We start from the raw sequence: 16715 nt of genomic DNA on the forward strand, positions 1-16715 counted from the left end.
ACCCCCTGAAGGGGGAACAAGGAACAAATATTTAAAGCCTCCCTGATTCCGTTAAAAGCATCAGGGAGGATTTTTAATATTAAAAATAGTTGCAGGTTACAGTAGCATAATACCATAGCGGTAACTTGTAACCCGATATAAAAAATCTTAAAACTCAAAAAAACATGTCTACAGTACAAATTTCTGCAGCCGACGTAAACAAACTGCGCCAGCAAACCGGTGCCGGTATGATGGATTGCAAAAAAGCATTAACCGAAACTAACGGTGATTTTGAAGCAGCTATCGATTTTTTAAGGAAAAAAGGTGCTAAAGTTGCAGCAAGCCGTCAGGACAGGGAATCAAACGAAGGTGTTGTTATTGCACGTACTTCTGAAGATTTTAAAACCGGTGTTATCATCGAGCTTAACTGCGAAACTGACTTCGTAGCTAAAAACGCTGAGTTCATCGCTTTTGCAAATGAAATTGCTAACAAAGCTGTTGAAGCAAAACCAGCTTCAATTGAAGAGCTTTACGCCCTTGAAATCGACGTTGAAACTGCCCGCGTTAAAATCGGTGATGCGATCATCGAAAAAACCGGCAAAATCGGCGAAAAAATCGGTGTATCTAAATATGAAGTTGTTAACGGCGAAAAGGTTGTTGCTTACATCCACGGTAACTTCCGTTTAGGTGTATTGGTAGCTTTAAGCGCTGATGGCGCAGGTGCAGAAGAAGCCGGTAAAGACGTAGCTATGCAAATTGCTGCTATGAATCCTATCGCTTTGGATAAAGATGGCGTTGACGCTTCAGTAATTGAGCGTGAGCTTGAAATTGCTAAAGAGCAGATCCGTGCAGAAGGTAAACCAGAAGCAATGGTTGAAAAAATTGCTGCAGGTAAACTGAATAAATTCTACAAAGACTCAACCCTGTTAAACCAGGAGTTTGTGAAAGATTCGTCTAAGAGCATTTCACAATTCCTTGACTCGGTTGAAAAAGGCCTTACAGTAACCGCCTTCAAGCGGGTAGCTTTAGGAGCTTAATCATATTATCCCCCGATGAAAATCGGGGGATTTTTTTTGCCCTGTTGTTTTTAATCAACCCCGTCATTGCGAGGTACGAAGCAATCCCCGATATGCAGAGCCAATCTGTAGAGTTCGCGATTGCTTCGTGCCTCGCAATGACGTAAACGAAGAATCATGCCTGTTCTCGCCCTTTACAACCTCAAACTCATTTCAGCCGGCACCATCACCGAAGGTAAAGCCGTTTTAATTGAAAACGGTACTGTCATTGATGTTATAGACGAAAGCGCTATTCCGGCGGATGCTGAAAAGAAAAGCCTCAACGGTGCCTTCCTTGCTCCGGGATTTATCGATCTGCAAATCTACGGCAGCGGCGGTAAGCTTTTTGCCGGTACACCTACCGTTGAGGCGCTTGAACAATTGGAGAATGACCTGCTGAACCAGGGCACCATTGGCGTGTTTGCTACTATCGGCACCAATACCAATGAAATTGTGGAAACTGGTATTGAAGCGGCTAAGATCTATAGCCAAAAAAGCAGGGGGGCTTTCTGGGGATTGCACTTGGAAGGGCCTTATTTAAACCCTGCAAAAAAGGGCGCTCACCCCGAAAAGTTTATCAAAAAGGCTACTTTGACTGAGGTTAAAGGCTGGCTTGAAAAAGCTGATGGTGTTATCAAGATGATCACCATTGCGCCCGAACTGCAGGATCAGGAGGTGATAGATTATTTATATGAGCAGGGTGTTATCATATCATCCGGCCATAGTAATGCTACCTATGCCGAAGGCAAATCATTTTTAAAGAAACCGGTGCAGGCAGTAACCCACCTGTTTAATGCTATGCCATCCATGCACCATCGTGAGCCTGGTTATATTCCCGCTATTTTTGAAGAGCGGCCATATACCAGCATCGTAGCTGATGGTATCCATGTTGATTTTGCTATGATCCGCCTCGCCAAACGTGAGCTTGGCGACAAGCTTTTCCTGATCACTGATGCCGTTACTTCAACCAAAGAAGGAGCTTATCAACATGAACTAAGGGGCGACAGGTATACCATGCCCGACGGTACTTTATCAGGTTCAAACCTTACCATGCTTAAAGCAGTTGAAAATTGCGTTAAATTGGCCGGTATTGACCTGGCTGAGGCCGTAAATATGGCTTCATTATATCCCGCCGAGTTAGCATCGCAAACAAAAAAGGGTAAAATAGAGAAAGGCTTTGATGCCGACCTTGTTATTTTTAACGCTGATTTTGAAGTGCTTGGGACTATACTAAAAGGTGATTTTTTAACAAAGACAACATAAAATTTTAACACTGAAATTTATTCGCTATTTTTGGCGAACTACTCCCGTATGAACAGAGCTTTATCAATTCTTGATATAAACAAAAGCAGGTTTCATCTTTTTCTATTATTAGCAAATCACACCAAATGAAATACAAAAGAATATTACTGAAACTTTCGGGCGAATCGCTGATGGGCGCAAGGCAATATGGTATTGATAACAACCAGGTTTTGCAGTATGCTCATGACATTAAAAACGTTTATGATGCCGGTATCGAGATTGCGGTAGTTGTTGGAGGCGGTAATATTTTCAGGGGATTAAGTGCTGAAAAATCGGGTATGGAACGTGCGCAGGCCGATTATATGGGTATGCTTGCAACAGTGATTAACTGTATGGCGCTGCAAAATGCTTTAGAAAGCATTGGTGTGGAAACCCGTCTGCAATCAGCCATTAAAATGGAACAGATCTGTGAGCCTTATATCCGTCGCCGCGCTATGCACCACCTGGAAATGGGCAAGATCGTGATCTTTGGTGCCGGTACTGGTAACCCTTACTTTACTACTGATACTGCCGCTTCATTACGCGCCATTGAAATTAAAGCTGATGTGGTATTAAAAGGTACCCGTGTTGACGGCATCTACACTGCCGACCCGGAGAAAGACCCAAGTGCAACCCGTTACGACGAGATTACCTTCCAGGAAGTATATGATAAAGGCCTGAATGTAATGGATATGACCGCCATAACCCTTTGCCAGGAAAACAAGCTACCTATCATTGTATTTGATATGAACAAGGAAGGTAACTTTATGAAAATTGCCAAAGGCGAAGATATTGGTACGCTAGTAAAGTAATTTAAGCTAAAAGCAGAAGGCTTAAAGCCGAACGCAAAAAGCTCAAAGCTAATAACGCTAACACTCAAAACGCTTTTGGCTTTATGCCTTAAGCTCAACCACATCGCTTTACGCTAAATACAAAAGGCCGCCTTTGATAAGAGCGGCCTTTTGTATTTAGGTGAATGAACAAAGCTATAAAGCTTTTAGCTTTAAGCCTTTGATTTTCTGCTTATTTGGCATCATTCACAGCCTTGATAGCATCGTCAGCAGCTTTTGCCGATGCATCGTCTTTCATAGTAGTACGTGAGGTTTTGATACCTTCCAGTTGGGTTACTATAAATGGTGCTGCTCCGTAAACCTTAAATTTAATGCCGGCATTTTTAAGCTCTTCAATACCTTGCTGAGCGTACTCTGGCTTATTTACTTTGGCAGTCATGTCAGCAAAGTTTTTAAGGGAATTGAATTTTTCCTGAATCCCTGCCTCGGTAAACGCATGGTAAACAAACGGCCATTCGGCATCATTACCATTAGTAGTATATAAAGTCATGATAGCGGTAGTTAATGCGCCTTTGTTGTCTTTTTCAAGGCCTTTGGCTAAGCTTAATGCTTTGGCCGGGTCAAGTTGTGCAATGGCGTTTAAGGCCGCGCCCTGTACAGCGTATGATTCGCTCGATATGGATTGGGTAAACAAAGTCATATTACCGCTTGCTTTCAATTTGCCTAATGCAGTAATAGCAGCTGCTTTTACAAGCGTGTTATTATCGGCTTGAGCTAATGCGATCAATATTGGCTGGGCTGCATTACGCACATCATCTTTAGTGAGGTTTAATGCCCTGATGGTTTTAATGCGGAGGCCATAATACTTATCCTTTAAAGCCGCGATCAGGATTTTTTGTGCTTGCGGACGGGTTTGATCTGATGCAGCAGCTTCTATAGCCTCGTAACGGTCGAGGTAATTAGGAGCGTTAAAATACTGGAATGAAAACTCTTCAATAGTTTTGTTATCAGTTTTTTTGGTAAGCAGGATCTTATCAGCATCAACATTCACCAGATCCGGTTTGCCGGCCAGTTGGTAACTAATAGAATCTACCTTGTCATTCATCCACTCTTTATGGCGCACTTTTTTACCGCCCTGGTAAATATCAATAGCCATTGGCAGTTTAAAGGTTTGGCCATCCTGTGTTTGTTTCAGGTAAACGGTTTCGGTTTTAGTTGCCTCGTCCCATTTGTAGCTGATGTTCAGTATCGGGTGACCGGCTCCATAATACCATTGGTTAAAATACCAGTTAAGGTCCTGGCCGCTGGCCTCCTCAAATGCTAAACGTAATTGCTGGGCTTCACCGTTTTTGAAGGCGTTAGTTTTCAGATAGATGTTAAGTCCTTTATAAAATGCAGCATCGCCTAAATAATTGCGGAGCATGTTCAGGATGCGGCCACCTTTTTGGTAGGTTACAGCGTCAAAAACGTCCTCTTTATCGGCATAATAAAAACGCACCAGGTTTTTAGTACTGGCTCCCTGCGAACGGAGATAGCTTTGCATATCTGCATAGTTATGCGCATCAGCTTCGTCCTTGCCATATTTATGTTCGGCCCAGATGGTTTCGCTGAAGTTGGCAAACGATTCGTTTACGGTAAGGTTGCTCCAACTTTCGGCAGTAACATAATCGCCAAACCATTGATGAAACAGCTCGTGCACAATAGTGCTGCGGCCATTGCTAAAGTTGGCGTCTATCAGTTCGCGGTGGGTAGCCTGTACGTAATCGCCGTGTAAGGTAGCCGAGGTATTTTCCATAGCGCCGCTTACGTAGTCGCGTACTACAATTTGTGAGTATTTAACCCATGGAAAATCAACACCTAAAGTTTTTGAATAAAAGTCGATAGCTTCGGGCGTGAAACCAAAGATCTCTTTGGCGTAAGGCGCATATTTAGGCTCCAGGTAGTAGCTTACCTCTTTATCTTTCCACTTATCTTTATAGATCTTGAAATCGCCTACAGCCATCATAAACAAATACGGCGAATGCGGTAATTCCTGCTTCCATGTATCGGTACGGGTGCCATCGGCATTTGTTTTTTGGGCGGTTAGTTTACCGTTTGATAAGGTTACGTACTTTGCCGGCACGGTCATCGTGATCTCTTCAGTAGTTTTCTGGCTTGGCTTATCAATGGTAGGGAACCAGGCCGATGAGCTCTCGGTTTCGCCTTGTGTCCAGATCTGGGTTGGTTTATCTTTTTCGGTACCGTCGGGGTTGATGAAGTATAAACCTTTTGCGTCATTGATAGCTGCACTGCCTTTAGCTTTCAGCTCATTGGGCTTGGCAGTATAATCAATGTAAATGGTATAACTTTCGTTATTGCGGTAAACCTTGTCCAGTTTAATGGCTACCGAAAGGCTGTCCTGGTACGTAAACTTAAGCGGCACATTTTTACCATTTTTTACTACCGAGATATTTTTAAGGTCCATGCCTTTAGCGTCGAGCCTTAAGCTATCAGTTGGATAAAAGTGAGGTTTCAAAGTAACCCATTCCTTACCGTACAGGTAGCGTTTTTTGTAATCGAAGCGCACATCAAGCTTGGTGTGGATAAGATCGTTGATTTTAGTTGGTGCAGCCCGGTAGATTTTTAATGCCGGGTTTTCTGGTGGAGGGGTTTGCTGCCCGTAAGCGGTTGCCATAGCTGTGGTAAGCACACACGACAGCATGAGTTTTGTAATTAGTTTGCGATCAGTCATATGTAGTACAAAAAGTTTGCTTTTTACAAGCTGTTAAGGATAGTTAATTTTCAAATATACACCCTGCCAGCCAAAATGTTTTGTGCGTAAATCACCTATGACGCACGGGATAGGATTATGTTACGGGAGAGTAGAGAAATTGTGAGTTTAAACCGGATGGCTTGGGGGTTAACAGGGTTAACACAATTCGTATTTTTATTGAATAAATAATTGAAAATAAGCTTTTTAATTAAAGAGGGGGGGGTAACACCAATGATTGGTTAAAGCTGTTCAGTTGTGGCTGGTGTTATCATGCCTGCTCAGGCTAAGGAATGACCTTGCTTAAAACCGGACACCAGATGTACGCTTTCGTACAGTAATAACGGGTGTTTTTGTGTAAGTATTTGATATGTAGATATTTGTATAAATGGCACATGTTTTATTCGAAAATAACAGTTGTGCACTGCCTTTGATAAACTAACGCCCGTTTGAGAGATGAACTTGGATGACCACATTTGGAGCCTTGCTTCAAAGAAATTGGCTAATGAAGCTTCGGAAAAGGAGTTGCAGGAGCTAAACGCTTTGCTGGCCGAAAACCCGGAGCTGCATAGCCAGCTAAGGTTAATGTCGAAATGGTGGGATGATGGAGAGGAAAAGCCAAAGAGTGACGGTTCGGTTTTGTTTGGTAAGATCCAGGCAAAGATCAAAGATATGGAGGGTACAGGACAACCAGCGGTTGCAGTTGAAACGCCCTCTCCGGTTAAACCGGAGAAAACCATGCAGGCTAATTATAACAGTACGGAAAAATTAAAACAACATAGCCCCTTTTTAAATAGCACTGCCATGATCAAAAATTATTTAAAAGTCGCTTTAAGGCAATTGCGCAAGCAAAAAATGTATGCTGCTATTAAAATCGGCGGCTTTGCGTTTAGTATTGCGGCCTGCCTGCTAATTGCTCTGTATATTCGCGATGAGTTAAGCTTTGATAAAAGCTACCCTAATGCCGCTAATGTTTACCGTTTGCTTGGGCATTACCACGATGGCTCGGTAGATGAAAAAGGTGTTGATTGGCCTTCGGTGATGGCCAAAGTGATTAAACAGGACTATCCGGAAGTAGAGAAATCAGGTCGTTTAATGCCAAATTCACTTTTTTGGGGTGCAGGCGCCAATGAGTTAAAGCGTGCAGACCAGGCTGATAATACCCACGAAGAAGGTTTTGCCTATGCAGATCAGGGCCTGATAGATATTTTGAACCTGCCCATGGTTTACGGCGATTCAAAACATGCCTTGAGTGAGCCATTGAGTATGGTGATTTCAAAAAGCAAGGCAGATAAATACTTCCCCGGTCAAAACCCGGTAGGTAAGGTAATGTACCTAAACAATAACAAAACTAAACCTTTTAAAATAGCCGCGGTAATGCAGGATATCCCCGGTAATTCGCATCTGCACGATTTTAAGTTCTTTATCACCCTTGCCGGTGTTGAGTTCTGGAATGGCGAACAGGCAACCTGGGATGCCAATAATTATCATATATACATGGCGCTGAAACCCGGCACCAACATAGCACAGTTTAATAAAAAGGTAAATGATGGCATCCTGAAAAATTATTACATCCCCAGCATGACACATAATGGCGATAAACGCGCCAGCAGGGTAATGAGCATTTTTAATTTAGTGGTTCAAAATGTACAGGATATCAATTTACGCTCGTACGATATTCATGATGGCATGTCGCACGGGGATATCCGTTTCGTGTGGTTGTTTGGCGCGGTGGCCGGTTTTATTTTGGTGATTGCCTGTATCAATTTTATTAACCTTTCTACAGCCAAATCGGCTAACAGGGCCAAAGAGGTTGGGTTACGTAAAGTAGTTGGCTCGCAGCGAAGTGGTTTGATCAGGCAGTTTTTGGCCGAATCATTATTGTATAGCTTTTTCTCGTTTGTATTAGGCCTGATCCTGGCCTGGGTACTATTGCCATATTTTAATACGCTGGCGTCCAAATCGCTTACTATGCCGTGGGTGGTTTGGTGGTTAGTACCGGTAGTGCTGGCGGCGGCATTCTTAATTGGCATTGTGGCGGGCATTTATCCTGCGTTTTACCTCTCGGGCTTTAAACCAGCCGAAGTGCTTAAAGGCAATTTAAGCACCGGAAGTAAAAGTTCGGTATTGCGTAATGTGCTGGTGGTTTTCCAGTTTGCTACATCTATTATCCTCATCATCAGCACGGTAGTTATTTATAACCAGATGCAATACCTGCTTAACAAAAAAGTAGGTTTTGAGAAAGATCAGGTGGTGATGATACAAGGTACCAATACGCTTGATAATCAGGTGAAACCATTTAAAAGCGAATTGCTGAAACTATCCACAGTTAAAAGTGCATCAATCAGCGATTTTTTACCGGTTTCGGGCACTAAGCGTAATGGCAACCAATTTTTTATTGAGGGAAGAGAAAAAATAGATCCTACTGTAGGTGGTCAGTTTTGGGATGTGGATCATGATTATCTCAAAACACTGGGCATTAAACTGGTGGCTGGCCGCGACTTTATTCCCGATATGAAAGCCGACTCGCAGGCGGTGATCATTAACCAAATGATGGCCAACAAACTCGGACTTAAAAATCCGATAGGGAAAAAGATAGTTAACTATGGCCCGGGTAAAACAATTATCGGCGTGGTGCAGGATTTTAATTTTAACTCGATGCGCGACGGTATCGAGCCATTGGTGATGCATTTAAGCTCAAGCGAATCGATAGTATCGGTAAAAATAAAAGCCGGTGATGTAAAAAAAGCGCTCGACCAAATCACTGCAACCTGGAAACAGTTTGCACCAAACCAGCCCATTAGATACACTTTTATGGACGAGCGTTTTGCCAGCATGTATGCCGATGTACAGCGTATGGGGCGTATTTTCACAAGTTTTGCGGTACTGGCTATCATGATTGCTTGTCTCGGTCTGTTTGCCCTGGCTGCTTTCATGGCCGAGCAGCGCAGCAAGGAAATAGGGATCCGCAAGGTATTAGGCGCTACTATTGGCAATATCACTGCAATGTTATCCATGAATTTTGTAAAACTGGTATTTATTGCCATTGTGATAGCAACGCCTATAGCCTATTATGCAATGACCCAATGGCTGCAGGATTTTACCTATCGCGTACAGCTTAGCTGGTGGATGTTTGCGCTGGCGGGGGTGGCCGCAATTATGATAGCCCTTGCTACGGTAAGCTATCAAAGCATTAAAGCCGCGTTAATGAACCCGGTAAAGAGCTTGAAAGCGGAGTAGAGCGGTTAGAGGTTGGAGATTAGAGGTTAGGTTGATTTTGGAATATAAAATATGTCATTGCGAGGAGGGACGACGAAGCAATCGCACGTTATACAGAGCGGCGATGCTTCCGTGCGATTGCCACGCTACGCTCGCAATGACATGTTTGAAAGCACTATAATGAACCATTGAACAAATGAACTAATAAAATGATTAAAAGTTATTTAAAAACGGCATGGCGGTTTTTGTTGAAAAACAAAACCTTTAGTTTAATTAATATAGTGGGATTGGCTACAGGTACACTGTGTTGCCTTTATATTTTGCTTTATGTGCAGGATCAGTACAGTTATGATAAGCAACACAAAGATGTTAAAGACCTGTACCGTATTACCACAACGCTTGAGCTCACGGGTGATAAGCATGATGGCGCGGCAAGCTCGCCGCCAATAGCGCCGGCCATGAAAAATGATTTTGGCGAGGTTTTGCAGTTTACCCGGTTAGTTACTACCGAAGGTTTTGGGGCAAAGCAGCACCTTTTGCGCTACAAAGAAAAATCATTTTATCAGCAGGATGCGGCTTATGTCGATTCTACTTTTTTTGATGTGTTCAACTTTCATTTTGTTAGCGGTAATGCTAATAAGGTACTCTCCGAACCTTATAGTATTGTATTGTTGAAACCGGTTGCTGATAAGCTTTTCGGGGGAGAAAATGCTATAGGCAAAATGATCTCTATCGACAATTCATTCGGTAAGCATGATTTTAAGGTTATGGGGGTTGTTGACGAAAGTGCCGGCCAGTCGCACCTTCATGCCAGTATGTTTATGGCCATGAACAGCGGCGGTTTGGGCGAGTATGTAAGGAGGAATACCGCCTGGGCCGGGAATAACTTTTTATACGCTTATGTAAAACTACGTCCCAATGCCAGCGCTGCCGCGCTGGAAAAAAAGCTTCCGGACTTTTTAAATAAATACGGTGCCGACCAACTGAAGGCCATCGGCATGAAAAAGGCGCTGCACCTGCAGCCTGTAACTACCATTCATACAACGCCAGGACATGAGCATGAGCTAACCAAAACACTTGATCCTGCATTCCTGTACATTATGATACTGGTAGCTGTACTGATACAAGTAGTGGCTTGTATCAACTTCATGAACCTATCAACAGCGCGGGCATCCAAACGTGCCAAAGAGGTTGGCGTACGCAAGGTAATAGGAGCGGGCCAGGGCGATTTGATGAAGCAGTTTTTAGGCGAATCGTTTATGCTGACCCTCATGGGCGTAGCCATAGCGTTACCATTACTCGTATTGCTGCTACCATATTTAAATCAGGTAACCCATACAGATATTCATTTATCGTTTTTTAGCAATTATAGGCTTTGGCTAATGCTGATGGGCATAGTTGTGGTTACTGGTTTTGTGGCCGGAAGCTATCCTGCATTTTACCTGTCGGCGTTTAAGGCTATCAAGGTGATCAAAGGGAATTTTACCAGTCATATTTCGGCAGCAGGGATCCGTAAATCATTGGTAGTATTTCAGTTTGTGCTGTCTATAGTACTTATAACAGGCATTATTGTGATCTACAGTCAGCTCAATTTCGTAAAGAATAAAGATCTTGGCTTCGACCAAAATCAAAAGCTCATCTTTAATTTTTATACCAATACCACGCAGGGCAAAATGAAAAATTTTGCAAATGATTTAAGGCAACTGGCCGAAGTTAAGACCGTTAGCAATGCTGATAATTACCTGAGCCAGTTTGTACCGCATGATCACGGAGTTTACACGGCAGGGGGCAATATGACCACCGCCATCGATGCACAAAATATTAATACCGATGAGTTTTTTGCCAAAGCCAATGGTATTAAAATAATTGCCGGCCGGGACTTCCGGATAGGGGATACTACCCGGGTACTCATTAATGAAACCTTATGTAAGCGCCTGGGACTAAACCCGCAGACTGCTCCGGGTACACGATTGTATACCCAATATGATCCGGACCCGGTAACCTTTGTTGAAGTGGCCGGGGTAATGAAGGACTTTAATTACAACTCCCTGCATATGGAAGTAAAGCCGTTTATGCTGGTTTACCGTAATGATCCGAGGCAGTTTAATGTGATGGTGGTATCAACAGATAGCAAAAACTATAAATCGCTGCTGGGCAAAATGGAAGCGCTGTGGCGTAAAGACATAGCCGACGCACCATTTGAATATTCTTTCTTAGATACCGAGGTGCAAAAGCAGTATGAAACTGAAGTTACCTTGTCGCAAATTATTAATGCCTTTACGCTGATGGCGATAGTGATATCCTGCCTTGGCCTGTTTGGCCTGGCAGCTTTCAGTGCCGAACAGCGCAGTAAGGAAATAGGTGTACGTAAGGTGCTCGGCGCCAGTGTAACGGGTATTGTGCAGTTATTGTCGAAAGATTTTGTACAACTGGTGCTGATAGCCCTTGTAATATCCACGCCGATAGCATGGTGGGGCATGAGCAAATGGCTGCAGGCATTTGAATACCGGGTAACTATAAGCTGGTGGATGTTTGCCCTGGCCGGTGTGCTGGCTATGGTAATAGCCCTGCTAACGGTAAGCACACAAGCCATAAAAGCTGCAAGAATGAACCCTGTGAAGAGCTTGAAGGCGGAATGATTTTGGTCATTAAGTCATTTTCGCAGTGCGTTAAAAAATTTTCGACCCAAAAATGACTTAATGAACCAATGACAGAATAGAATCACCTAATGAAATAATATATAAACCTACACCATGATAAAAAACTATTTAAAAATCGCTATTCGTAACTTAACAAGGCATAGGGGACATACCTTCATCAATATTGCTGGCTTGTCGGTTGGTATGGCTGTGGCCATACTGATTGGTTTGTGGCTGCATGATGAGCTTAGTTTTAATAAATATTATGAAAACTATGATCGTATAGCACAGGTAATGCAAAACCAGAGCAATAATGGCGAAGTGCAAACCAGGCCTAACGAACCTCTACCGCTGGGTCCGGAATTGCGCAAAAGTTATGGCAGCGATTTTAAATATATAACCATGGCAACAGGTGCCGGTATACACACCCTGGCGGCGGGCGAAAAATCACTCAGTCCGAGCGGTGTATATTTTGAGCCGCAGGCGCTTGATATATTCAGCATAAAAATGCTTCGGGGAAGCAGGGCTATCGCATTTAAAGATCCCAATTCCATTATACTTTCAGCATCATTGGCCAAGGCCTATTTTGGCGATGAAGACCCTATGGACAAAGTGATGAAGCTTGGTGATAAATCGGTGGTTAAAGTTACTGGTGTTTATGAGGATCAGCCGTATAATACAACCTTTGCAGATGCTTCTTTCTTTGTGCCATGGCAGTTGTTTGTGAATGAGAACCCGTGGATGGACCGTTTTATGAACGAGTGGGGCAGGAGTTCTTTTTTGACTTACGTGCAGATAGCTGATAATGTTGATATGGCTAAAGCTTCGGCAAAGATAAAAAAGGCGAAACTTGATAAATGTAATGCGGATGAGGCAACGCATAAGCCCGAACTTTTTCTGCATCCGATGAGCAAATGGCATTTGTATACCGATTTTAAAAATGGAGTGAATGTAGGTGGTAGTATCCAGTATGTATGGCTGTTTGGGATCATCGGTATTTTTATACTGCTACTGGCCTGCATTAATTTTATGAACCTAAGCACTGCCAGGAGCGAAAAGCGGGCTAAGGAAGTAGGCGTGCGCAAAGCCGTAGGTTCGTTGAGGGGGCAACTGATTGTACAGTTTTTAACGGAATCGGTATTGATCGCTGCGGTTTCATTTTTGATCAGCATTTGCGTGGTGCAATTTTGCCTTCCTTATTTTAACCAGGTTGCAGGCAAGCGCATCCAGATTTTGTGGAGTGATAAAGGATTTTGGCTTTTAGGCCTTGGCTTTACGTTTATTACAGGCTTATTGGCAGGAAGTTACCCGGCGTTCTACCTGTCATCGTTTAAAGCGGTTAAAGTGTTAAAGGGTACATTTAAAACAGGTAAGTATGCTTCTAACCCACGCCGCGCATTAATAGTAGTACAATTTACCGTTTCTGTTTTTTTAATCATTTGCACTATCGTTGTTTTCCGGCAAATCAAATTTGCAGAAAGCCGGCCTATAGGTTATGATAAAAATAATCTGCTAAGCCTGTCAACATTTACGCCTGATGTTCATAAAAACTTTGCAGTGATCAAAGATGAGTTGCTGAAAGCAGGTGCAATAACCCAAATAGCCGAATCGGGCAGTCCGACTACATCCATAGGTAGTTTTAGCGGCGGGCTCGACTGGAAGGGAAAAGACCCGGGCCAGGCTGTAGTTTTTCCTAACATAGATATCTCTTATGATTATGGTAAAACCATCGGGTGGCAGTTTAAATCTGGTCGTGATTTTTCAAAAGCTTTTGCTACTGATTCGGCAGGTTTTGTAATTAATGAAGCAGCGGTTAGGTACATGGGTTTAAAGAAGCCTGTTGGCGAAACCATAAGCTGGAACGGCCAGCTTTTTCACGTGATAGGCGTAGTGAAAGATATGATCATGGGTTCGCCGTACCAGCAGGTGGAACCGAGCTTTTTTTATTTAAACAATGACGGAGGCAGAATAGTAACCATGAAAATAAATCCGGCCATTGGTACCGGCCAGGCATTGGAAAAAATCAGCGCGGTTATGAAAAAATATGCGCCTTCTCAGCCTGCTAATTTTCAATTTGTTGATGAAGACTACGCGCAAAAATTCGGCAGTGAAAAACGTGCCGGCCAATTGGCAAGTTCATTCGCAACGCTGGCGATTTTTATAAGCTGCCTTGGCTTGTTTGGGATGGCGTCATTTATTGCGGAGCAACGCACCGGCGAGATCGGGATCCGCAAAGTGCTCGGCGCATCAGTTACCGAATTATGGCGTATGCTTTCGGCCGAATTTGTATTACTGGTATTGGTCAGTTTGTTCGTAGCAATACCCGTAGCATATTATTTCACGCGCCATTGGCTGCAACAGTATGAATATCGCGCACAAATAAGCTGGTGGATATTCGTGCTGCCTGCTGTCGGTGCTTTTGTAATAACATTAGTAACCGTGAGCCTGCATACGCTAAGAGCAGCAATGGCTAATCCGGTAAAAAGTTTAAGAAATGAATAATTGTCGCTATTTCATTTGCTTCGCGTCATCAGGGTATTTACCCGGCAAAATGAAACAATGACTTAATGAAATGTTATGTTAAAGAATTACATCAAAATCGCGTTCCGTAATATTGTTAAAAACAAGGTGCATGCCTTTATTAACATTGCGGGTTTATCGGTGGGGATGGCAGTGGCCATGCTTATCGGTCTTTGGATCTGGGACGAGTTATCGTTTGATAAGTACCATAGCACCTATAACCGCATGGGTCAGATTATGGTTACACAAACGGCAAATGGAGAAACGCCTACTTTTCGATCGACCGTGGTGCCGCTGAGTGCCGAATTGCGCACTAAGTATGCCGGCGATTTTAAACATACTTCGCTTTTTTGGGGAGGGGCGCATATTCTTTCGGTAGGTGATAAAAAGATATCACAAATTGGTGCCTGGGCCGAAGGTGATTTGCCGGCTATGCTTGCATTGAAAATGGTAAAAGGTAGCTATACCGAATTCAGGGATCCTTCATCCATAGTTATATCTCAATCAATTGCCAAAGCACTATTTGGTAATGCCGATCCGGTCAATAAAACCATCAAAGCTGATAATAAAACAAACTTAAAAGTTATCGGCGTATATGAAGACCTGCCACGCAATACTTCATTTTATGAAACGAAGTTCCTGATGCCTTTTTTTAATAAAAACAATTGGTGGGGCACCCAAACAGGAGCATGGGACAATCATGGCTGCTCATTGTATGTTCAGCTGGCCGATAATGTGGACTTTGATAAAGTATCGGCTAAGATCAGGAACATTACAAAGCCGCACTTTAAGATGAATGATGAAAGTATACAGGTGCACCCCATGAGCAAATGGCACCTGTACAGCGATTTTAAAAACAGCAAACCTGTAGGTGGGCTTATTGAAATGGTTTGGCTGTTTGGTATCATCGGCGTATTTGTATTGTTACTGGCTTGTATCAATTTTATGAACCTGAGTACCGCCCGAAGTGAGAAACGTGCTAAGGAAGTGGGGATCAGAAAGTCTATCGGCTCCATGCGCTCACAGCTCATCAATCAGTTTTTGAGCGAATCGGTAATATTTGCCTGTTTGGCGCTGGTAGTTACACTGGGTATAGTTTTGGTTGCGCTGCCATCATTTAATCATATTGCTGATAAACAAATAAATATGCCATTTGGCAATGTTTGGTTTTGGCTCCTGGCTTTGGGTTTTACCTTATTTACAGGCGTCATAGCAGGCAGTTATCCGGCATTTTACCTTTCATCATTTGAGCCGGTGAAGGTTTTAAAGGGCACTTTCAAGGTCGGCCGTTTTGCGTCTCTGCCGCGTAAGGTTTTGGTTGTTGTGCAGTTTACGGTATCCATAGCGCTGATTATCGGTACTATAGTTGTGTTCAGGCAAATCCAGTATGCTAAAGACAGGCCGGTTGGTTATTCACGCGCGGGCTTACTTTCTTTCGAGATGAAGACCCCTGAGATTTACGGCCATTATGAAACCATGCGTAACGACCTGATCCAAACCGGCGCGGTTGAGGATATGGCCGAATCAAACAGTACTACTACAGAGATTTGGGCAAATAATGGTGGGTTCGATTGGGAGGGCAAGCCCGCAGGCTTCGACCCCACTTTTGGTACCGTTGCTATAACTTATGATTTTGGGCATACTGTAGGCTGGAAAATTATCCAGGGCCGCGATTTTTCAAGAAACTTCCCAACGGATACCGGTGCCTTTATCCTCAACGAATCGGCAGTGAAAATGAGCGGTATTAAAAACCCGGTAGGTAAAGTGATCCGGTGGAACAAGCAGGATCATGTTGTTACCGGGGTGGTTAAAGATATGGTGATGGAATCGCCATATAAAAAACCTGTAGCCACGGTATTTATGATGATACCGGGTTGGGTTAACTTCATAACTGTTAGGGTTAAACCAACCATGCCAATGCAGGAGGCACTTAAAAAAATTGAACCGGTATTTAAAAAGTATAACCCAGGTAGCCCCTTCGATTTTAAGTTTAATGACGATGAATATGCGCACAAGTTTTCGGATGAGCAGCGCATAGGTAACCTTGCCACCATCTTTGCAGTATTGGCTATATTTATATCATGCCTTGGCTTATTTGGTCTGGCTTCGTTTGTAGCCGAGCAGCGTATCAAGGAGATAGGGGTGCGCAAAGTATTGGGTGCTTCGGTGGCTAATCTTTGGCGGTTGCTTTCCACCGAGTTTGTGGTTTTAGTTACCATATCGCTCTTTATAGCTATTCCTGCAACATACTATTATATGAACAACTGGCTGCATAAGTATGAATACCGGTCGACCATAACCTGGTGGATCTTCGCGGCATCAGGAGTTGGCGCCGTGGTAATCACTTTATTAACGGTTAGCTACCACGCCATAAAAGCGGCGCTGGCCAACCCGGTGAAGAATTTGAGGAGTGAGTAAGACCTCACCCAACCCTCTCCAAAGGAGAGGGCTAATAAATTAATAATCAAATTAAAGATCCCTC

General features: G+C 43.3%; 8 protein-coding genes. 7 read left to right on the forward strand and 1 reads right to left on the reverse strand.

Annotated features, from left to right (window positions below; all coding sequences use genetic code 11):
• Positions 1 to 164 precede the first annotated feature (164 nt).
• The 3 genes from tsf (at position 165) to pyrH (ending at position 3127) form a co-directional block, all read left to right on the forward strand.
• Positions 165 to 1016, forward strand: a complete 852-nt coding sequence (gene tsf / locus FHW88_RS21605; RefSeq protein WP_091165207.1) for a translation elongation factor Ts — start codon at positions 165 to 167, stop codon at positions 1014 to 1016.
• Between the two features lie 156 nt (positions 1017 to 1172).
• Positions 1173 to 2297: an N-acetylglucosamine-6-phosphate deacetylase gene (gene nagA, locus FHW88_RS21610; protein ID WP_176627881.1), complete on the forward strand. Its 1125-nt coding sequence runs from the start codon at positions 1173 to 1175 to the stop codon at positions 2295 to 2297.
• Positions 2298 to 2422: 125 nt separating this feature from the next.
• Complete coding sequence (gene pyrH / locus FHW88_RS21615) at positions 2423 to 3127, forward strand: UMP kinase (RefSeq protein WP_090529473.1); 705 nt, start codon at positions 2423 to 2425, stop codon at positions 3125 to 3127.
• 211 nt (positions 3128 to 3338) lie between these two features.
• Here pyrH and FHW88_RS21620 read toward each other — a convergent pair whose 3' ends face one another.
• A complete protein-coding gene (locus FHW88_RS21620) occupies positions 3339 to 5837 on the reverse strand; it encodes a M1 family metallopeptidase (RefSeq protein ID WP_229701653.1) in 2499 nt (832 codons plus the stop codon).
• A 474-nt stretch (positions 5838 to 6311) separates the two neighbouring features.
• Between FHW88_RS21620 and FHW88_RS21625 the strand changes: the two genes are divergently transcribed.
• The 4 genes from FHW88_RS21625 (at position 6312) to FHW88_RS21640 (ending at position 16651) form a co-directional block, all read left to right on the forward strand.
• On the forward strand, positions 6312 to 9095 hold the full coding sequence (locus tag FHW88_RS21625; RefSeq protein WP_255485392.1) for an ABC transporter permease: 2784 nt from the start codon (positions 6312 to 6314) through the stop codon (positions 9093 to 9095).
• A 188-nt stretch (positions 9096 to 9283) separates the two neighbouring features.
• Positions 9284 to 11713, forward strand: coding sequence for an ABC transporter permease (locus FHW88_RS21630; protein WP_176627882.1), 2430 nt, complete (start codon positions 9284 to 9286; stop codon positions 11711 to 11713).
• A 114-nt stretch (positions 11714 to 11827) separates the two neighbouring features.
• Positions 11828 to 14215: an ABC transporter permease gene (locus FHW88_RS21635; RefSeq protein ID WP_176627883.1), complete on the forward strand. Its 2388-nt coding sequence runs from the start codon at positions 11828 to 11830 to the stop codon at positions 14213 to 14215.
• A 75-nt stretch (positions 14216 to 14290) separates the two neighbouring features.
• A complete protein-coding gene (locus FHW88_RS21640) occupies positions 14291 to 16651 on the forward strand; it encodes an ABC transporter permease (RefSeq protein WP_176627884.1) in 2361 nt (786 codons plus the stop codon).
• Positions 16652 to 16715 lie beyond the last annotated feature (64 nt).

Source organism: Mucilaginibacter sp. SG538B (assembly GCF_013376065.1).
Taxonomy (GTDB): domain Bacteria; phylum Bacteroidota; class Bacteroidia; order Sphingobacteriales; family Sphingobacteriaceae; genus Mucilaginibacter; species Mucilaginibacter rubeus.